Annotated in this window: 23 protein-coding genes; 20 read left to right on the top strand and 3 right to left on the bottom strand. The window is 33.2% G+C overall.

Going from position 1 to position 21153, the window contains the following annotated elements:
* The 13 genes from ligA to VIL26_01395 form a co-directional block, all read left to right on the top strand.
* Positions 1-1356: NAD-dependent DNA ligase LigA (gene ligA, locus VIL26_01455; protein HEY8389609.1), on the top strand; the 1356-nt coding region annotated here is incomplete at its 5' end.
* 76 nt (positions 1357-1432) lie between these two features.
* Positions 1433-2302 (top strand): YicC/YloC family endoribonuclease, encoded by an 870-nt coding sequence (locus tag VIL26_01450; protein ID HEY8389608.1) that lies wholly within the window; start codon positions 1433-1435, stop codon positions 2300-2302.
* 3 nt (positions 2303-2305) lie between these two features.
* Positions 2306-2923 carry a guanylate kinase gene (gene gmk / locus VIL26_01445; protein HEY8389607.1) on the top strand — a complete coding sequence of 206 codons (618 nt, stop codon included), beginning with the start codon at positions 2306-2308 and terminating at the stop codon, positions 2921-2923.
* 18 nt (positions 2924-2941) lie between these two features.
* A complete protein-coding gene (gene rpoZ / locus VIL26_01440; protein ID HEY8389606.1) occupies positions 2942-3136 on the top strand; it encodes a DNA-directed RNA polymerase subunit omega in 195 nt (64 codons plus the stop codon).
* A 16-nt stretch (positions 3137-3152) separates the two neighbouring features.
* A complete protein-coding gene (gene coaBC / locus VIL26_01435; protein HEY8389605.1) occupies positions 3153-4364 on the top strand; it encodes a bifunctional phosphopantothenoylcysteine decarboxylase/phosphopantothenate--cysteine ligase CoaBC in 1212 nt (403 codons plus the stop codon).
* Complete coding sequence (priA, locus tag VIL26_01430) at positions 4361-6565, top strand: primosomal protein N' (protein ID HEY8389604.1); 2205 nt, start codon at positions 4361-4363, stop codon at positions 6563-6565. Before coaBC ends, priA begins: the two co-directional genes overlap by 4 nt.
* 4 nt (positions 6566-6569) lie before the next feature.
* Entirely contained in the window at positions 6570-7043 is a 474-nt protein-coding gene (gene def, locus VIL26_01425; GenBank protein ID HEY8389603.1) for a peptide deformylase, read from the top strand.
* Between the two features lie 28 nt (positions 7044-7071).
* Entirely contained in the window at positions 7072-7995 is a 924-nt protein-coding gene (gene fmt, locus VIL26_01420; GenBank protein HEY8389602.1) for a methionyl-tRNA formyltransferase, read from the top strand.
* Positions 7992-9236, top strand: a complete 1245-nt coding sequence (gene rsmB, locus VIL26_01415) for a 16S rRNA (cytosine(967)-C(5))-methyltransferase RsmB (protein ID HEY8389601.1) — start codon at positions 7992-7994, stop codon at positions 9234-9236. The genes fmt and rsmB overlap by 4 nt, the downstream gene beginning before the upstream one ends.
* Positions 9233-10276: a 23S rRNA (adenine(2503)-C(2))-methyltransferase RlmN gene (rlmN, locus tag VIL26_01410; protein HEY8389600.1), complete on the top strand. Its 1044-nt coding sequence runs from the start codon at positions 9233-9235 to the stop codon at positions 10274-10276. The genes rsmB and rlmN overlap by 4 nt, the downstream gene beginning before the upstream one ends.
* A gap of 9 nt (positions 10277-10285) precedes the next feature.
* On the top strand, positions 10286-11146 hold the full coding sequence (gene rsgA / locus VIL26_01405; GenBank protein ID HEY8389599.1) for a ribosome small subunit-dependent GTPase A: 861 nt from the start codon (positions 10286-10288) through the stop codon (positions 11144-11146).
* Between the two features lie 11 nt (positions 11147-11157).
* Positions 11158-11841: a ribulose-phosphate 3-epimerase gene (gene rpe, locus VIL26_01400; protein ID HEY8389598.1), complete on the top strand. Its 684-nt coding sequence runs from the start codon at positions 11158-11160 to the stop codon at positions 11839-11841.
* Positions 11842-12001: 160 nt separating this feature from the next.
* The gene (locus VIL26_01395; protein HEY8389597.1) at positions 12002-12640 is read left to right on the top strand and encodes a DNA-3-methyladenine glycosylase; all 639 of its coding nucleotides are present in this window, start codon (positions 12002-12004) and stop codon (positions 12638-12640) included.
* A gap of 38 nt (positions 12641-12678) precedes the next feature.
* Here the strand turns inward: VIL26_01395 and rpmB are convergent, their stop codons facing one another.
* Positions 12679-12876 (bottom strand): 50S ribosomal protein L28, encoded by a 198-nt coding sequence (gene rpmB, locus VIL26_01390; GenBank protein ID HEY8389596.1) that lies wholly within the window; start codon positions 12874-12876, stop codon positions 12679-12681.
* A 288-nt stretch (positions 12877-13164) separates the two neighbouring features.
* Here rpmB and VIL26_01385 point away from each other — a divergent pair, with 288 nt between their 5' ends.
* Entirely contained in the window at positions 13165-13515 is a 351-nt protein-coding gene (locus tag VIL26_01385; GenBank protein ID HEY8389595.1) for an Asp23/Gls24 family envelope stress response protein, read from the top strand.
* A gap of 83 nt (positions 13516-13598) precedes the next feature.
* On the top strand, positions 13599-15242 hold the full coding sequence (locus tag VIL26_01380; protein HEY8389594.1) for a DAK2 domain-containing protein: 1644 nt from the start codon (positions 13599-13601) through the stop codon (positions 15240-15242).
* A 109-nt stretch (positions 15243-15351) separates the two neighbouring features.
* On the opposite strand, the gene eno is transcribed toward VIL26_01380, so the two are convergent.
* Positions 15352-16647 (bottom strand): phosphopyruvate hydratase, encoded by a 1296-nt coding sequence (gene eno, locus VIL26_01375; GenBank protein ID HEY8389593.1) that lies wholly within the window; start codon positions 16645-16647, stop codon positions 15352-15354.
* Between the two features lie 216 nt (positions 16648-16863).
* Here eno and VIL26_01370 point away from each other — a divergent pair, with 216 nt between their 5' ends.
* The 3 genes from VIL26_01370 to VIL26_01360 all read left to right on the top strand — a co-directional run bounded on the left by VIL26_01370 (position 16864) and on the right by VIL26_01360 (position 19408).
* Positions 16864-17601 carry a polysaccharide deacetylase family protein gene (locus tag VIL26_01370; GenBank protein ID HEY8389592.1) on the top strand — a complete coding sequence of 246 codons (738 nt, stop codon included), beginning with the start codon at positions 16864-16866 and terminating at the stop codon, positions 17599-17601.
* A gap of 111 nt (positions 17602-17712) precedes the next feature.
* A complete protein-coding gene (locus tag VIL26_01365; GenBank protein ID HEY8389591.1) occupies positions 17713-18975 on the top strand; it encodes a pitrilysin family protein in 1263 nt (420 codons plus the stop codon).
* Between the two features lie 70 nt (positions 18976-19045).
* Entirely contained in the window at positions 19046-19408 is a 363-nt protein-coding gene (locus VIL26_01360) for a dUTPase (protein ID HEY8389590.1), read from the top strand.
* 30 nt (positions 19409-19438) lie between these two features.
* Here VIL26_01360 and VIL26_01355 read toward each other — a convergent pair whose 3' ends face one another.
* Positions 19439-19591, bottom strand: coding sequence for a YqzL family protein (locus VIL26_01355; protein HEY8389589.1), 153 nt, complete (start codon positions 19589-19591; stop codon positions 19439-19441).
* 107 nt (positions 19592-19698) lie between these two features.
* On the opposite strand from VIL26_01355, the gene recO reads away from it, so the two are divergent.
* Positions 19699-20427 carry a DNA repair protein RecO gene (gene recO / locus VIL26_01350; GenBank protein ID HEY8389588.1) on the top strand — a complete coding sequence of 243 codons (729 nt, stop codon included), beginning with the start codon at positions 19699-19701 and terminating at the stop codon, positions 20425-20427.
* Between the two features lie 137 nt (positions 20428-20564).
* Positions 20565-21153 (top strand): hypothetical protein (locus VIL26_01345; protein HEY8389587.1); only part of this gene is annotated, 589 nt, incomplete at its 3' end.

The following is a 21153-nucleotide window of genomic DNA, read 5'->3' as shown; positions in this document are numbered from 1 at the left end:
GCGATTAGAAATCTAGATCCCAAAGTTACGGCAAAACGCAATCTTGATATATATTTTTATAATGTCAATTATATGGAAGGCGGCCAAATTAATTCCCAAACAGAAATGATGGAGTTCTTGGCAAAAAACCGTTTCATGACTTCAGAATATTTTGTTTGCAAAACCTTAGACGAGGTTTTGGAAGTTTTGGATAAGATTGACCGTGCTAGTTTGGACTATATGATTGACGGCATTGTTATAAAAGTTAATGATGTAGAATTAAGAACCAAGCTTGGATATACTGACAAATTTCCACGCTGGGCAGTGGCATACAAGTTTGAAGCTGAAGAAACCACTACCATAGTAAAAGATGTTATCTGGCAAATCGGCAGAACTGGAAAACTTACTCCTCTAGCTTTATTAGAACCTGTGGAACTAGCAGGTGCAACAATATCAAGAGCAACTTTAAACAATACAGGCGATATTCAAAGAAAAAGCGTAAAAATTGGTTCAAGAGTCTTTATAAGACGAAGCAACGATGTCATTCCTGAAATTACAGGACTTGCTGAGGCGCATGAGAGCGATAAAGAAATTGATATTCCTCATATTTGCCCTTCATGTCATCAAAAACTTGAAACAATAGGTGCTAATATCTTTTGCGTTAATTTTTATAATTGCGCTGCTTTGTTAAAAGGTAGATTAGAACATTTTGTGTCCAAAGATTGTATGGACATAGACGGGCTTAGTGAAAAGACGATAGCGCTGTTATATGATAAACTAAAAATAACTTCACCAATTCAGTTATATAGTCTTACTAAAGATCAATTATTGACTTTAGAAGGATTTAAAAATAAAAAAGCTGAAAACATTATAAATGCAATTCAAAACAGCAAAGGTAAAAAGCTTGCAGCGTTTATTCATGCTCTGGGTATTCCCAATGTAGGCAAAAAGACTTCTAAAGATCTAGCAGATAAATATCAATCAATGCAAGCATTTATGAATGCCAGCTTTGAAGAACTAAGCAATATTAATGAAATAGGTGATGTAATTGCGGCAGGCATAGTAAACTTTTTCAAAGAGCATAAAGATTTTGTTTTGGAATTAGAAGATATTATCAAGCCTGTATTTGATAAACCTAAAACGCAAAGTAAGATAAGCGGTAAAAAAATCGTCATAACTGGAACTTTGGAAAAGTATAAAAGGTCGCAAGCGCATAAGCTTATTGAAGACTTAGGCGGTATTGTATCTGAAACTGTTACCAAAGATACTGATTATTTAGTTGCTGGGGCTCAAGCAGGAAGCAAACTGGAAAAAGCGAAAAAGCTTGGCATCAAAATAATTAGTGAACAGGAATTTGATGCATTTCTTAATGATTGATACAATAATCTCAATATGATATAATAAAAAATAAAGATTTTTTTGCATATAATTTATGCATTAGAAGGCGGAAGACATGAAAAGCATGACCGGATATGGAAAATCTAATGTAAAAAACGAGTATGGAGAATTGACGGTTGAGATAAAATCAGTTAACAACAGATTTTTAGAAATCAACACACATATACCCAAAAACATTATTCTTAACGAAGACTCGATAAGAAAAAGCATACAAAATTATGTAAAACGCGGCAGTATTGATATATTTTTTACTTTTACTTTTAATCCTGATATTCCCAAGGCAGTAGAGCTTGATATACCTACTGTTTTGTCTTATATTAATGCTTCAAAAGAACTGAAAGAAAAATTTGATGTAACTAATGATTTGACTGCATCTGCTTTACTTCGTTATCCAGATGTCTTGAAAATGAGCATTAATGATTCTAAGATTTGGGATGAAATAGCCGTTGAAGCTGTAGAAAAAGCATTGGTTGAACTTGACAAAATGCGTCAGATAGAAGGCAATAGTATTCAGGATAACATGAATAAGATTGTTAAAACTCTTAATGACCAGTTATCTAAAGTAATTCAAAGAGCGCCTTTAATAGTCAGTGAATATAGAGAAAAAATTAAGGCAAGAATTAAAGAGCTTCTCAGTGACTATGAAGTTGACGAATCAAGATTGCTTAACGAAGTGGCATTTTTTGCAGATAAGGTTGATATAAATGAAGAAATAAGCCGCATGACTTCTCATTTGGATCAATTTTATAATGAAATTAATAATAATGATTGTTCAGGCAGGAAATTGGATTTTATTTCTCAGGAAATGACCAGAGAAATTAATACAATGTGTAGCAAGTGTAATGATATAACCGCTTCAAAAATCTTAATAGATATGAAAAGCGAAGTTGAAAAGCTAAAAGAACAAATCCGTAATGTGGAGTAAATGATGGCAAAGGGTTTACTAATAGTTATATCTGGGCCCAGCGGTGTAGGAAAGGGAACAATTAATCAAAGAGTAAGAGATCTATTGCCTAACTTAAAAAAGTCAGTTTCAGTTACTACTAGACCCAAAAGACCTAATGAAATTGATGGAGTGCATTATCACTTTATAAGTCAAGCTGATTTTGATAACCTTATAAAAAATAATGGGCTTTTGGAATATGCCAAAGTTTATCAAAACTATTATGGCACTCCTAAAAAACCAGTATTAGACGCCTTGGAAAATGGAGTTGACATGATTTTTGAACTTGATATACAAGGCGCAAGACTAATTAAACAAGCTTATGATGATTGCGTGCGAATTTTTATAGCGCCGCCATCAATAGAAGAATTACATAACAGACTTAATAACAGAGGCACAGAAACCGAAGAAGTAAAGGCTTTGAGACTGTCAGAAACAAAAAAAGAGCTTATGGAAGCAAAATATTACGACTATATAGTTATTAATAATGATATTGAAAAAGCTTCTAAAGCGGTAATTGATATAATTAATGCCGAAAAATTGAAAACGATTAGAAATGAAGATATAATTAATAAGCTAATAACTGGAGAAAAAATAATATAAAAAAGGAGATCATTTATTATGATGACTGAACCACCTATTGACAAATTAATTGGCATGATTGACAGTAAGTATGCATTATGCTGTTTGATTTCAAAAAGAGCAAGACAGCTTCAAGATAAAAAACCCGAAATTTTGGAAGAAAGCAATTCTAAGGCTATATCTTACGCAGCTCAAGAATTTTATGAGGGTAAACTAACTATAGCTAAAGAATAAGCTTAGGATTGATTTTATGCAAAGTTTTTTTCAAGACAAAACTATCGTAATAGGAATTACGGGAGGAATAGCCGCATACAAAATCTGCACGCTTACAAGCAGTCTAAAGAAACAAGGTGCTGATGTTCATATTATCATGACTAAAAATGCGACTAATTTTGTCACGCCATTAACTTTGCAAACATTATCCAAAAACAAAGTCATAATTGATATGTTTGATACCAATATTGAATATGATGTCAAACATATTTCGTTAGCAAAAAAGGCTGACATTTTGGTAATTGCGCCAGCAACTGCCAATGTCATAGCCAAGATAGCTAACGGTATTGCTGATGACTTTTTGACAACAAACACTATGGCGACCAAAGCACCTATTTTGATTTGTCCTGCAATGAATACTAATATGCTGATCAATTCGGTTACTCAGGAAAATATTGCTAAACTAAAAAATCGTGGTTTTCATATTTTGTATGGAGCAGAAGGATTGTTAGCTTGCGGAGACGAAGGTGCTGGCAGGATGGCAGAGCCTAGTGATATTGAAGAAAAAATAAAAGATATTTTAAATAAAAAAAAAGATTTGATAAATAAAACAATCTTAATAACCGCAGGTGCAACCAGAGAAGATATTGATGGAGTGCGTTGTATAACCAATTATTCCAGCGGAAAGATGGGAGTTGCTTTGGCAAAAGCCTGCATAGACCGCGGAGCAAAAGTTATTTTTATACACGGTAGCATGAGTGTAGACTGCGATTTTGACGCACAAAAAATTTCCGTGATTTCTACTAATGATATGTATAAAGCAGTTATGCAAAATTATCAATTTTGTGATGCCATAATCATGGCAGCTGCCCCTTCTGATTATAAAGTCAAAAATATATTTTCTCAAAAAATAAAAGCTCAAGATGTTACTTTGGAGCTAGAAAAAAATGTCGATATAGCTCAAGAATTAGGCAAGGTAAAAGAAAATCGTATATTAATTGTATTTGCTGCTGAGACCGAAAACACTTTGGAAAATGCACAGAAAAAGCTTGTTAAGAAAAATGCAGATATGGCAGTTGCCAATAATGTTTCTTTGGAAGGTGCTGGATTTGGAACAGATACTAATATAGCTTCTCTTGTTTTTTCTGATAAAATTATTAATCTTGATAAAATGTCCAAAACAGAACTTGCCGATATCATCGTAGATAATGTTCTCATGCTTTTTAAAAGGGAAGCAAAAAAGCTATGATAGCTGATGTTATCGTAGATATCAATCATTCCAATGTTGACAAAGTTTTTGAATATCTTAATCCTGATAATATTCCTGTTGGAAGCAGGGTTTATGTTCCTTTTGGAAGACAGTTTATTGAAGGCTATATCATAGGTCAAAAACAAACGCCCGATTACGACATTTCAAAATTAAAATCAATTTCAAAACCTTTAGATGAAATACCTGTCATAAGCACAGAAATGCTTAGTCTTATGCATTATATGACCAAAAAATATAATATTAAAATGGTTGATGCATTAAGGCTTTTTATTCCTGCCCAAATGCGTGGCGGCAGGATCAAGGCGCTGACTAAAAATTTCGTAAAGATAAAAAGCGGACTTACAGAAAAAGATGTGTTCGATTTGGTTAATCCCAGAGCAAAATCTCAAGTAGAACTTGCAGAATATCTGTTGTCCTGTGACAATGAAGTTGAGACCGCATATATAAACTCGCATTTCTCAATATCTGCACTAAAAGCGTTAGAGCAAAAAGGTATAGTTGAGATTGTTTTCAAAGAAGTCAAAAGAACGCCATACAAGGATATTGAATCAAAAAACGAAATGGTTACTCTTATGCCGCAGCAGCAAAAGGCTTATGAGACAATAAAAAATGCACGTAACAAATCCTTTTTATTGCATGGCGTAACAGGCAGCGGCAAGACTGAAATATATATAAGATGTATAAACGACTGTATAAAACAAGGAAAGACTGCAGTTCTGTTGGTTCCAGAAATATCTTTGACGCCTCAGGTCTTTTCACTTTTTAAGAGCAGATTTGGCACAAATGTAGCTATTTTACATAGCGGACTGTCTGTCGGCGAAAGATATGATGAGTGGCGGCGTATTATAGAAGGTGAAGCGTCTATTGTTATAGGCGCAAGATCAGCAATATTTGCACCGCTTCACAACATCGGGATTATAATAATTGATGAAGAACATGATCCAAGCTACATATCCGAAAGCAATCCAAGATATGTTACACATGACATAGCCGAATTTAGAAGAAAATATAATCAAGCAGTTTTGGTTTTGGGCAGTGCAACTCCGTCTATCGAAACATATTACAAAACACATAATAATGAACTTGAACTTATTGAAATGCCCGATCGTATTAATCAAAGACCTTTGCCTCAGATAAAAATTGTAGATATGACGCGAGAAGTGAGACAAGGTAACAATAGCTTTTTTTCGCTTGAATTAATAGAACAGATGAAAAAGGTTATTTCAGAAGGCGATCAGATAATATTGTTTTTGAACAGACGCGGTTATGCATCTTATCAGATGTGCCGTTCATGCGGTTATGTCGTAAAATGCGAAAATTGTGATGTATCAATGGTATATCATCGAGATGAAAACATATTAAAATGTCATTATTGTTCTTCTCGTAAACCTGTATTGGATGTATGTCCTCAATGCGGCAGCAAATATATCAAGCAAGGTGCGTTTGGCACGCAGCGCGTAGCTGAAGAGTTGAATAAATTATTTCCTAATGTTAAAGTTTTGAGAATGGATAATGATACGACCCGTACCAAAGACGCACACCTAAAAATTATTAAAGAATTTTCGGAGCACAAAGCCCAGATATTATTGGGTACGCAAATGGTAACAAAAGGGCATGACTTTTCTGATGTTACGCTTGTAGGAATTTTGGATGCAGATTTGAGCCTGTATTTTTCGGATTTTCACAGCTGTGAACGCACATTTCAATTAATCACACAAGTAGCAGGCAGAGCAGGTAGAGACGAAAAAGAAGGTTTGGTAATTTTGCAGACTTATTCGCCCAGACATTATGTTTATAAGTTTGCACAGAATTATGATTATTTGGGTTTTTATTCAAAAGAATCAAATATAAGAAAAGTTACCAAATATCCGCCATTTTCTACAATAATCAGAATACTTGCATGTTCAGAATCAGAAGAAGATGCAATAGCAGTTTTAAAAGATGTTTTTGACGATATAAAAATTATTGCAGAGCAAAACAAAGATGATTTTTTATATCTTAAAGCAATGAAATCTCCCATAAAACGTATTCAAAAAAAATACCGCGTTCAGATCCTGATTAGGCTTAGCAGTGCTGGTGTTGACAGAAATTTGACCGACATTTATAATATAATAAATAAAAATAATAACAAAAAGGATGTTTTGGTCTATTCGGAGCTTAATCCGCAAGACCTTAGTTGATAAAATGGCTTTGAGAAATATAGTATTAGTTGGAGAAGATGTATTACGTGCGAAAGCTAAGGAAGTTACAGAGTTTGATGAGAATCTTTCTCAGCTTATCGACGATATGGCAGAAACTATGTATCATAATGAAGGTGCGGGTCTTGCTGCACCTCAAGTTAGCATACTAAAACGCGTTGTTGTTATTGATGTAGGCAACGGACTTGTTGAATTAGTCAATCCAAAAATAACAAGCGTAGGAAAAATGGTTGTTTGTGACGAAGGATGCCTAAGTATTCCTGGAAAAAGAGGCAAGGTTATGCGTCCTCAAAAACTTACTGTCGAAGCTTTTGATAGACACGGAAAAAAAGTCAAGTATAAGGCTGAAGGCTATTTTGCGCAAGCTGTATCACATGAACTTGACCATCTTGACGGAATCTTGTACATTGATAAATTAGTAGATGATACATTAGAAGATGTAAAATCCAATAAGAAATAACTATCTTATACATATTTTGGAGCATAGGATGAAAGTAATATATCTAGGCACGCCTGAATTTGGTGTGTTGCCGCTAGAAAAATTGTTAAAATCTCATCATAATGTAATAGCTGTAGTATCTCAGCCTGATAGACCTGCTGGCAGAGGATATAAACTTATTTCGCCGCCTATAGTAAATACAGCTAAAGAAAACAATATACCAGTATATCAATTTAAGAGCATAAAAAAAGAGGGTGTTGAGATTTTAAAGAATTTGAAACCAGATGTTATGGTTACTGCAGCCTATGGTCAAATTTTATCAAAAGAGATATTAGAAATAGCACCACATGGTGTAATTAATGTTCATGGTTCTTTGCTGCCCAAGTATCGTGGTGCAGCACCTATTCAATGGGCAATAATTAATGGCGAAACCAAGACAGGCATTACTATTATGCAGACTGCAGAAGGGCTTGATAACGGCGATATGATTTTGAAAAAAGAAGTTAATATTGAGCCTAATGACAACGCAGTTACTTTGACTAAAAAAATGAGTCAGGTTGGAGCTGATGCATTATTAGAAGCACTTGATTTAATTGAACAAGGAAAAGCTACGTTTACACCGCAAGATGAAAGTCAATCATCATATTATCCTATGTTGACCAAAGATTTAGGCAAAATTGATTGGTCCAAAAGTGCGCAAGAAATTAATTGCCTAATAAGAGGTCTATATGATTGGCCTGGAACATATTCGACATTATGGGGTGTAAAATTCAAAATTATTGAAGCCGAAGTTAATTCAAAATCTTATCCTGTAAAACCTGGAACAATAGTCAATCTTGATAAATACATTACCGTTATGTGCGGAAAAGATTGCTTGAATATCTTAAAAATACAGGAACAAAACGGCAAGGCTATGAGTACTGTCGATTACTTAAGGGGACATAAACGATATATAGGCGAAAGGTTTGAATGATTAGGCACTGTTATCAGATCCTTTATAAAATTTTTGCCGATTGTGCTTATGTCAATATTGCCCTTAACAATGGGTTAAAATCTGTAAGCGACAACGATAAAAAATTAATTACCCGTATAGTTTACGGGGTTACCGAAAAAAATCTATTTTTGGAATATATTATCAGCAAGCTGGTTAAAAAACAGCCGCATGTAAGTGATGCGGTTATTTTGAAAATTGGCATTTATCGTATTTATTTTATGGATGAGCCTGATTATGCTGTAGTCAATACAATGGTAGAATTGGCAAAAGCTGTGAAGCGAAGTCCTGCTTTTATTAATGCTGTTTTGAGAAAGTGTAAAAATGTCGAAATGCCTTCTGACTATTATCAAAAAAAATCTCTTGAATATAATGTTCCTATATGGGCAATAAAAGAAATTGAAAAAGATTATGATAGGGATGTTTTAGACAAGTTTTTTACACATCCAAAAGAATTATTGACTCATATTAGACATAATCCCAAAAAGATTTCTCAAAAAGATTTTGAAAAATATCTAAACTTTGATTTTGATAGAAAAACACCTTATGGATACTATGTATCTCATAATACTTTAAACAAGCTAAAAGGCCATAACGACCTTTTTACAGTTCAAAGCTTAGGTTCTATGGCTATTTGTCATGCAACCAAAGTTAAAAACGGAGACTATGTTTTGGATGTATGCGCCGCACCTGGCGGAAAAAGTGTTTATCTTAGACAACTCGCTGATATTTCGTTAATTTCTTGCGATATTCATCCGCATAGACTTGAGCTTATTAATTCTTACAAAAGTCGTATGCAGGAAAACGATATAAAAGTTATAAAAAATGATGCAACCGTCTATAATCCACAATTTGATAGCAAATTTGATTTAGTTTTGTGCGATGTTCCTTGCAGCGGTTTGGGTGTATTAAACTCACGAACTGATATTTTTGAGCATCGTACCTTGGAAGGTATAAATGAGCTTACAAAATTGCAATATCAGATTTTAAAAACTTCAGCAAGGTATCTAAAAAAAGGCGGTCATCTTGTTTATTCCACCTGCACAATTTTAAAAAGAGAAAACCAAGATATAGTCAATAGGTTTTTGGAAAATAATTATGATTTTGAAGCTGTTCCTATTGATATAGAAGTAAATGGCTTAAAAATAAATAATTATATTCAGCTTATGCCTTATATTTCAGATACAGAAGGATTTTTTATTGCAAAGGTAAAAAAAATATGAAACAACTCTTGACAGATTATAATATAGAAGAACTGAAACAATTATTTCCAAACCAGCCTTCCTTTAGGGCAAAACAGATTTTCAAATGGCTGCATAATGGAACTGATATTGCCAATATGTCTGATATTCCGCAAAGCTTTAGAGAAGAATTATCTAAGCATTATACGTCAATACCGTTGAAAATTATAAAAGTGTTGTCTTCAAAAAAAGATAACACTAAGAAGTTCTTATATGAGCTTAACGATGGCGATATTATTGAAGGCGTTGTAATGGAATATAAATATGGTTCAACTATATGTGTAAGCACTCAAGTTGGATGCCGTATGGGCTGTGCTTTTTGTGCTTCTGGAATAGGCGGACTCAAACGCAATCTAAGTGCAGGCGAAATATTGGGACAGGTTTTGATGGTTAATTCATACTTGGGCGGATCAATAACTGATAGAAAAATAACTAATATTGTGCTTATGGGAAGCGGAGAGCCATTGGATAACTATCAAAATGTTACCAAATTTTTACAACTTGTAAGTGATCCAGACGGCATTAGTATAAGTCAAAGAAATATTTCATTATCAACAAGTGGACTTGCTGAAAATATTATAAGATTGGCTGATGACGGTTTCAAAATAACTTTGACAATTTCATTGCATTCTGCCATAGAAGAAGTACGAAAAAAACTAATGCCGATTGCTAATAAATATAAAATATCAGATATCGTCAATGCAGCAAAATATTACTTTGAAAAAACAGGCAGAAGAGTCGTATATGAATACGCATTGATAAGCGGCGAAAATATGGATAACGAAGCATTAGAAGCCTTAGCTAAGATAACTAGAGGGTATCCCTGCCATGTTAATTTAATTATGCTTAATTATGTAAAGGAAAAGGGACTCAAGCCTTGTACTCATGAAGAAGCAAAGAATTTTGAAAACGAGCTTATAAAACGCAATGTTTCAGTAACGATCAGAAGGTCAATGGGCAGTGATATTGAAGGTGCCTGCGGCCAGTTAAGAAATAAAGTTTTGCAAGAACATAGACAATAAGGGTATCACATGGTACGAAGAGGTATAGTAACCAAAGGAATTTCAGGTAAATTTTTTGTTCAAATTGATGGTCAATTAATTGAATGCTATGCTCGAAAGAAGCTAAAGAAAGAAGATAGTATAGTTTTGGCGGGCGACATTGTAGATGTCGATACTTCTGAATGCGTTATTGAAAATATTGTGCCTAGAAAAAATATGCTTATACGACCGCCGATAGCCAATATAGACCGGATTGTCATAGTAATTTCATGTGTTCCTGAAGCAGATTTGCATCTTATTGATAAGCTTATTATCGCGGCAAAACTTAATAAAATAGAGCCGATTTTGTGCTTCAATAAAATAGATATTAATAATGATTATGCTGACGAAATAGAACAACAATATTCAAAAGCAAAATCAAAATTTATAAAGGTTTCTGCAAAAACAGGTTATAATATTGATAAATTGATAGAAATAATGCAAGGCGGAGTTAATTGCTTTGCAGGGCAATCCGCTGTAGGAAAATCTAGTTTAATTAATGCTATATTAGGATGCAATTATTCCCAAACAGGAGATCTGAGCGAAAAAATATTAAGAGGAAAAAACACTACAAGACATACCGAACTGATTCCTGTCAAAGATTTTTTTATTGCTGATACGCCTGGTTTTAGTTTGCTGGAACTTAAAAATTTGAAGTATAATGAATTAAAAGATTTTTATGATGAGTTTTTGCCGTATAAAAATGATTGCAGATTTTCTAGCTGTACTCATACAAAAGAGCCGGATTGTGCTGTTTTAAATGCTGTCAGCAAAGGTGAAATTTCGTCATCACGCCATAAAAGATATACTGAAATGTATTTTGAACTAAAGGAAAATCAAAGTTTTAACTAAAGGATATAAAAATGAACCAAAGAATTGATACATACAACAAAATCAAAGTTGCCCCTTCTTTGCTTTCTGCTGATTTTGCCAACATGGCAAGAGATATAAAAGAGCTTGAAAATGCAGGGGCGGATTTATTGCATTGTGATGTAATGGACGGAGTTTTTGTGCCCAATATCACTTTTGGAATTAAGATGATAGAGGACATAAGAAAAACTACACAATTGAAGCTAGATGCTCATCTTATGATAGTAGAACCTGAAAAATATGTAGAAAGATTTGCCCAAGCTGGAGCAGATATTATTACGGTACATATAGAAGCTGTAAAAAATGCCATAGATGCTATAAAACTAATAAAACAATGCAATGTAAGAGCAGGAATAGTGTTAAACCCAGAAACAGATGTAAACGCTATAAAAAATGTTATTCCTTATTGCGATATGGTGCTAGTTATGAGTGTTCATCCAGGATTTGGCGGACAAAAATTTATTCAAAGCTCTTTAGAAAAACTAAAGCAAGTCAAACAGATGATTGATTCTACAGGAAAAGACATTGACTTGGAAATTGACGGCGGAATTAATTTTGATAATATAGATCAGGTTTTGGGAACGGGTGCCAACATTATTGTTGCAGGCAATACTGTCTTTAGCGCCAAAGACAAAAAATATGCAATTAACCGTCTTCGTGGCATCAAGGCAATTTAGTTTTTTATTGTGACCTATTATGGTTTGAATGCATATATAGAATAGGACAGTTTTATAACCTTATAAATGGAGGAATATATGAAGATTATATGCATCAAACCGCCAAAAATAATAAGAGGAATTCTTAGGCTGATTTTTAGAAAACAGCTTAATTAGTTTTATGCAAAACTACCAAAGACTTGATGAAAGCTTTTATTTGCAGGATACACTTACCGTTGCCAAACAATTATTAGGCAAACGTTTTGTTCGCAAAATAGGCGACAAAGTTTTGTCCGGAATGATTGTTGAAACTGAAGCTTACATAGGAGCAATTGATGAAGCTTCTCATTCTCACAGAGGTATGACAGAACGCAATAAAATAATGTGGGAAAGGGGAGGATTTTTATATGTCTATCAGATCTACGGAATGTATTATTGTATGAATGTTGTTACCGAAAAAGAAGGAACAGCAGCGGCCGTTTTGATAAGAGCAATTGAGCCTTTGGAAAACATCGAAATAATGGCGAATAATAGACATATAGATTTGTGCGTAAAATCAAAAAAGTTTTTAATAACATCAGGACCGGGCAGGGCTTGCCAAGCATTCGATATTAAAAAATTACATAATGGTACTGATCTAATAAATGACGAAAATATAACTATAACTGAATATAAAGATTATTCTTTATCCGATATTGTTGTTACGCCTAGAATTAATATAGATTATGCTCCTTCTGCGGTAGACTTTCCATGGCGTTTTTTTATAAAGGACAACCCTTATGTTTCAAGACATAAAAATAACTCTCGCATTTTAACTTAACGAGAGTTAATCTTTTTATTTCAAAATTCAAAAAATTATTATGCTTTTGCTTGTTGCTTACGAGCAGTACGCAGACAACGAGTGCAAATATAGCCCTCAACATTAGTTCCGTTTATAACAAGATTATCTGCTTTTAGCAAATTAGCATTAAATGCACGTCTGGTTTTGCGGTTTGAATGGCTTACCTTATTTCCGCTCATTTTGCCTTTGCCGCATACAGAGCAAACTCTAGACATTATATAATTCCTCCAGATTCAAATTCAACTCATATATATTAGCATTGTTTTAGCTATTTTGCAAGCAAAAAAACAAGAGCATATTGATTATTCATTTTAAATTATCTATATAATATTTGATGTAATCTAGTTAAATTTTAACATTAATGTAAAGAACAAAAATATTTTTCACAACTTAATAACAATTTATCATTTTAGACCTTATCTTAAGTTTAAATAATTGAAAATTGATTTATGATATAGTATAATTAGCTTAAAAGTTTATGCTATTTTGACAAAAGAGGTATTATGTCCGTTCATACAACTAACGCTTACGGCAAAATCTCTATTACCGAAGAAGCTATAGCACAGGTAGCTGGCTATACTGCGTTGGACTGCTATGGCATAGTTGATTTGGTTTCCAAAAGATTGTCAGATAATATAGCTGAACTTTTCAAAAAACACTCTGTGAGCAAGGGTGTTAAGGTTATTACAAACGGAGACCGAATTTTTATAGATTTGTACGTTATACTTAAGTATGGCGTTTCAATAGAAGCTGTTGCAGAGTCTATAAAAAAATCCGTAAAATACAATGTAGAAAAATTTACAGGGATGGTAGTTGATTCCCTCAATGTCAATGTTGTGGGAATTAAGGTCTAGTATTTTGATGTGGTACGAAACATATAATTGTAGTAATAGCCAATTGTTTTTATTATTTAGTTTATCCATATTAGGAGGGGATAATGTCAAAAAATATTAATGGTGCAACGCTTAGAAAATTAATTTTAAGCAGTGCTAAGCTGTTGGATCAAAATAAGAGCTATGTAGATTCATTGAATGTCTTTCCTGTACCGGATGGCGATACCGGAACAAATATGTCATTAACAATGTTATCTGCATCAAAAGAAATTGAAAATTGTCCTAATAATAATATTATTGATCTTTCTAATGCACTTTCAAAAGGTGCTTTACGCGGTGCAAGAGGAAATTCGGGCGTAATTCTATCTCAGATATTTAAAGGTATGACTTCGATTTTTGTTCAGGAAAATGAAGATATTACTCCTAAGATTTTTGCAAGAGCTTTGAAAGAAGGATCAGACGTAGCTTATAAAGCAGTAACCAAACCCAAAGAAGGAACAATACTTACAGTTATCAGAGGAATTGCAGATCATGCACTATCAATAACCAAAAAGTCAATTACCATGGAAGACTTCTTAAAATCCATAATTGATTTTGGTGAACAAGTTCTGCTTCAAACACCTGAAATGCTGCCGGTTTTGAAAAAGGCAGGTGTAGTTGATGCCGGTGGGCGTGGTTTGCTTATTATCTTAACAGGATTTTATAATGTTATAACCAATATAGAATCTACCGAAGTTCTTGAATTTAATGATAAGATATCAGATAAACCCATAAATAATTATATGCAGTTCCATGCAGATTTAGAAAATCTAGAAGATATAGAATTTGCATATTGCACTGAATTTTTTATAATCAATATTTATAAGAAAACTACCGAAGCAGACATAGATAGATTCCGTGAAAAGCTTATGACTATTGGCGACTGTGTCTTGGTTATTGGTGATTTGTCCTTGGTAAAGGTGCATGTTCATACTAATAATCCTGGAACAGCACTTCAAAGCGCATTGGAACTTGGAGAATTAGACAAGATCAAAATTGAAAATATGCTTGAACAAAACCGTGCAATAAAACATGCTAAGGAAGAGCTAAAGCCTATGGGCATGGTTAGTGTTTGTGCAGGAGAGGGTTTGACTAACATTTTCAAGGACCTTATGGTTGATTATATAATTGAAGGCGGACAAACTATGAATCCCAGTGCGGATGATATAGCAAAAGCCGCCGACAATGTAATGGCAGAAAATGTTTTTATTTTCCCCAATAATAAAAACATAATATTGGCTGCAGAACAAGCAAAAGAAATAAGTAAACGTAATTTGATTGTTATACCTACAGTTAATATTCCTCAAGGAATTGCTTGTGCATTAAGCTTTGATCCAGAGGCTGATTTACAAAAAAATACCGAGACCATGATGGAATCGTTACAATCTGTAAAGGCTGGTCAAGTAACTTATGCTGTAAGAAGCACAACTTTGAGCGACGATATGCGGCTTGAACAGGGCGATATCATTGGTATTGACAGCAAGGATATTGTTGCAAAAGGTCAAGATGTCAACACTGTTACTAAAGAATTAGTTGACAAAATGATGGACAAAGATGTATCCAACATCACATTGTATTTTGGCTATGATGTAAGTCAAGAAGACGCAGAAAGCGTTGTAGAAGAATTGAGCAAAAAATATCCCAAGTGTGATGTCGATTGCCATTTTGGCGGTCAGCCATTATATTACTATATAATTGCTTTAGAATAAAATTTAGAAATATAATATTAAAGGCTCATACATAATGTATGAGCCTTTTTTATACATAACTAAAAAAAGAAGGTGCCTAAAAGCACCTTCTTTTAAAATATTTAATATTTTATTTTTTCAATTGATAGAAAGCATCAAGTCCAGGATATTTTGCAGCTTTTCCAAGTTCATATTCGATATACATCAAGCGATTGAACTTAGCAATTCTTTCACTTCTTGACAATGAACCTGTTTTGATTTGGGTTGCGCCTGTAGCAACAGCCAAGTCTGCAATTGTTGTATCTTCAGTTTCACCGCTTCTATGTGATAAAATTGCGGTATATCCTGCGTTTTGAGCCATCTTAACTGCGTTGATGGTTTCGCTTAAGCTACCGATCTGGTTGGGCTTAATAAGAATTGAGTTAGCAACTTTGTTTTCAATACCTTTTGAAAGTCTCTTAGTGTTGGTAACAAATAAGTCATCGCCAACTAATTGAACGCGTCCGCCAATAGTTTCTGTTAGCTTTTTCCAGCCTTCCCAATCTTCTTCAGCAAGACCGTCTTCCAAAGAAATGATAGGATACTTAGTTGATAACTTGTCCCAATAATCAACGAGTTCATCACGAGTAAGTCTTACTTTGTTCTTAGGCAAGAAGTAGTCGCCTTGTTCTGTGTACCATTCGCTAGAAGCAGCATCGATAGCAATCTTGATATCAACGCCAGGCTTATAACCTGCATTTTCAATAGCTTGCATAATTGTATCAAGAACTTCTTCATTGCTGTTTAAGTTAGGAGCAAAGCCGCCTTCATCACCAACAGCAGTTGAAAGACCCTTGCCTTTTAAAACCTTAGCTAGGTTATGGAATACTTCTGCGCACCATCTAATTCCTTCAGTAAAGGAAGTAGCATTGACAGGCATAATCATAAATTCCTGAACGTCAATGTTGTTGGAAGCATGAGCGCCACCGTTAAGTATGTTGCACATAGGAACAGGTAAACCTTGAGCGCTTTCTCCGCCTAGATATTTATAAAGGGGAACGCCCAAAGAGTTTGCAGCGGCCTTTGAAGCAGCCAAAGAAACAGCCAAAATTGCGTTTGCACCCAAACGACCTTTGTTGTCTGTTCCGTCCAATTCAATCATTATCTTGTCGTTAGCAGCATAATCAAGCGCGTCACGACCTTTTAATGCGTTAAATATTTCTGTATTGACATTATTAACTGCGGTCAATACACCTTTACCCAAATATCTCTTTTTGTCACCGTCTCTTAATTCAACGGCTTCGAACATACCAGTTGATGCACCAGAAGGTACTGCTGCAACACCTTGTGCTCCAGATTCTAGTGTAACTATTGCTTCTACTGTGGGGTTTCCACGAGAATCAATTACTTCACGGGCAAAAATGTTTTTAATTGAAGTTGATGCCATTTATTATCTCCTTATTAATTTTTGATACTATATAATGATAATATATCTTTAAAAGATTGTCTATCAATTAACATAAATCTTATTGTTATTTCTTTTTTAAAAATTATTTGATTTTTTTAGTATTAGAAATTTATATAAAAATTAGAACTCTTAATTATAGATTTTAAATTTTTAAATTAAGTTTATTTTTTTGAGATGATTTGAATATATTATCATATGGCGCAAAACACGTTAAAAAAAGAAAAATATTTTATTGATGTTTTTTGCAATATTATTATAGCTGTTGCTGTGGTTTTTGTTTTTGCATTATCTATAAAAGACGACATTGCACAGGTTTTTAAAAGTGATACTCCTCAGGCATATTATCGCGGTGACACTTCAAAAAATAATATAAGTCTTATGATTAATGTGTATTGGGGGACAGAATATATTGATGGTATGCTAAAAGTTATGGATGAGGAAAATATAAAATGCACATTTTTCATAGGCGGAAGCTGGGCAGCAAATAATGGTGAAGTGCTAAAAGAAATTGCGGCTCATGGACATGAAATTGCTAATCATGGCTATTTTCACAAAGATCACAAAACGCTTTCTAGAGAAAGAAATAAAGAAGAAATATATGTAACCGAAAAGGTAATTGAAAGCACTTGTGGAATAAAAACCACATTATTTGCTCCGCCTTCTGGTTCTTATAATAAATTGACTTTAGATGTAGCCGCTGAGTTGGGTTATAAAACAATCATGTGGAGCAGAGATACAATAGATTGGCGTGATAAAGACACTTCATTGATATATAAGAGAGCTACATCTAAAGCGGCCAATGGAGACTTAATATTGATGCATCCTACCAAAAACACTTTAGAGGCCTTGCCAAATATTATAAAAACGCTAAAAGAAAAGGGTTTTAATCTGGTAACAGTGAGTGAAAATATTTCTACTTTAAAAAGCGTGTAATGATTAAGTTGACTAGTTAAGTTTTTAAGGTTAAACTAAAAATATAAATCAATAAAATATATTATATTTCACATACTATCATCAAATTTATTCTAAAGAGGTAACTTTTTTATGCATAAGATGGTTTCATTTCCAAATGGCTTAAGATTGATTATGAAAAAATTGGATTTTTTGAGATCTGTTTCCATTGGTGTTTGGGTAGGTGCCGGCAGTGCTTATGAAAATCAACAAAACAATGGTATATCTCATTTTATAGAACATATGCTTTTTAAAGGAACTACAACAAGAACTGCATTTGAAATAGCTGATTCAGTTGATAAAATAGGTGCTCAAATAAATGCATTTACAGCAAAAGAATGCACTTGTTTTTATACCAAATCTATTGATGAACATCTTGAAAAATGTATTGAGATATTAAGCGATATGTTTTTCAATTCAACCTTTGTTGAGACTGAATTAGAAAAAGAGAAAAAAGTAGTTATAGAAGAAATTTCAATGGTAGAAGATTCTCCAGAAGATGTTTGTCATGAAAATCTTTCAAAACTGTTTTTTGAAGGCAATCCTTTGGGACGTCCGATAATCGGAAATGCTGAAAATGTCAATAGCTTTGACAAGACAAAAATAAATGGATATATGAAAGACCATTATTGTCCTCAAAATGTGGTTATCGCAATCGCAGGTAATTTTGATTTCGAACGAGTTACTGACCTTGTTACAAAATATTTTTCTAATGTTTTTGATAAATCTGAGTATTGCTTAAAATCACAAGTTGCGTCAAAGCATGTTTCAGTACCTAAAGGTGGTTATAAAATTAAGCAAATAGAACAAGCAAGCATAGCGCTAGGTTTCCCTTCTCCGGACTTTAACTCAAAAGATACACATCCTATGATGATTTTGTCCAATGTTTTGGGCGGTTCTATGAGTTCAAAGTTATTCCAAAAGGTGAGAGAAGAACTTGGACTTGCTTATTCTGTCTATACATTTATGTCTTCATATAAAAATAACGGTATTTTCTCTGTTTATTGCGGAACCAATCCTCAAAATATTGAAAAGGCAATCACTACAGTAGTTTCAGAACTTAGAAAAACATTAAAAGATGGAATTACTATGGAAGAGTTTAAGCGCGGCAGAGAACAGCTAAAAGGCACCTTTATTTTGGGACAGGAAAATACCACATCAATAATGAATGTTTATGGCAAGACACTGTTAATTTCAGATGAAATCTTTGATCTAGATAAAAAATTAAATGATATTAATTCTGTTACCTTGGATGAGGTTATGAATATCGCTCATAAATATTTGGATTTCTCTAAAGCTTGTGTTTCATGCGTATCTAATCGCGAAGCAGGAGATTTGTTACAGCTTCTTAATTAAAAAACAAATCAAAGTCATAATGTACTTATTATGACTTTGATGCTATAATAAGACATACTAAGGAGTCTTTATGGATAAACTTGAACATATCTTTGAAATGCAGCAAAAACTGAATGATTACATATTAAAAAATCATAACTTAGAAAACAAATATACTCCTGACGTATGGATCCAGAAAAATATTTTAGCGCTTATCAGTGAATTATCTGAGGTTTTGGATGAAGTTAATTTCAAATGGTGGAAAAACAGCAAACCTATTGATAATAGTGCGTTAAAAGAAGAACTTGTTGATGTTTTGCATTTTTTTGTCAGTATGTGTTTGCAGGCTGGAATGACAGCCCAAGAGCTTTATGAAATATATTTGTCCAAAAATGAAGAGAACATAAAAAGACAAGACGGAAATTCAGAAAAAAAAGGTTACAAACCAGAGTAGTTTGTAACCTTTTTATATTTAAATTTTATGTTAATCTAATAGAGTTCTTTTGCTCGGAGGGTTGACGCCGTCGATAATATCGTTTTGTTCGCTTAGTCTTTTAAATAACAGGTAATAACCAATTTGTCCTGTTGAAGTAAACAAGTTCCATGACATACCTGTCAAATCATCTCCAAAAAACATATAATTAAACCTCCTATTTTTTTATAGTTTTAGTATGCTCAAAAAAATGTATATTATGTAAATTAATATAATTATGATGCAATTTATATTTGTGGTATAATTTTGATATGGAAGATAACATAAAACTAACAGGGCTTGTATTAAATACAAAAGATTATAAAGAAAACGACAAAACAGCCAATATTTTTACATTGGAAAGGGGCAAGCTAAGTTCAGTATTTAGAGGCGTTAAAAAACCGTCTGCCAAAATGAAAATGGCTGCTCAGCCTTTTTGTTTTGGTGAGTTTATTTTAATTGAACGTGGCAATAACTATATAACAGCAAACTGCACTCTTACAGAATCATTTTACGACTTAGCTTATGATGTAGATAGATTTTTGGCTGGATGTGTAGTTTTGGAAATCATAGATATGGCAACACAAGAAGGTCAGCCTAATGAAAGACTGTTTATTGAAAGTCTTAAGGCTTTGAAAGAATTGACCTACGGTGATACCAACGCTAATGTGATTGCTGTAAAATTTATAATAAGAACTCTTGAATTGATCGGTTATAAAATGAATTTTAGTAATTGCTCTTCCTGTCATGCAAGTGTGTCTAGACCATTTTTTTCTCCATTAAGAGGAGGTTTGTTGTGCCCTTTATGTAAGGACATAGATGCACCTCCGGTCAGCCTTAACCTTATAAACAATTTGAAATTCATTGACAATTCGGATTATGAAAAACTTGCAACCATCAAAATTGAAGAATCAGCTGCTAAAAAACTTATTCATTTTATAACTCAAGCATTTGGTGAATTGGTGGGATGTTCTGTTAAATCGGTGATTAATATTATATAAATTGTCGGATTTTTGATATCTTAATTTTAAGTATCAAAATTACGAACTTATAACCCATTGTCTTAGAAGTAGTCTTATGTTATAATTAATTAACAAAAATTCAATCAATTTTTACGATTTTTAGATAGGAGTCCTTTTTGAAAAAAGAACACAGCTACTCAAAAAAGGGGAATGAAATTTATGGATTGGCGCTGATGATTTTGTCAGCGGTTATTTTATTTTTCACAGTTTTTGATTCTTTTTTGGCACCCATTGGTGCAAAATATATAAAAAATTTCATAATGGGGATATTTGGGTTTTCTCATTATGCGTTATTTATTACTATTTTTTCATTCGGTTTCATCCTATTTAAAGGCTATACATTGCAAGTACCTTTAAAAAGGGTATTTAGCATTATAGGAATATTTTTCTTTGTGCTGCTAATTTTGCATCTTATTTCATCTACAAGATTTTTGGGAAAAGATGTATCTTTTGCGGCTTACATCTCAAAATGCTATGACTATCCAGTAACTTTTGGAGGCGTAATTTTAGGTACGCTTATTTATCCTGTTTATTCAGGATTAGGACTTATAGGCAGTTATGTATTGTTTTCTATATTAATTGTTGCGTTTTCTTTGTCTTTTATAAATTTTGAAAAGCTGAAGAACATAAAGTCAAAAAATATTATAAGCAATACTCAACATCAGTTTAATAAAAATAGAGTATACGAAAGAAAATCTTCAGGCA

Source organism: Clostridia bacterium (assembly GCA_036562685.1).
Classification (GTDB): Bacteria; Bacillota; Clostridia; order Christensenellales; family DUVY01; genus DUVY01.
This window is presented reverse-complemented; position numbering and strand designations above follow the sequence as displayed.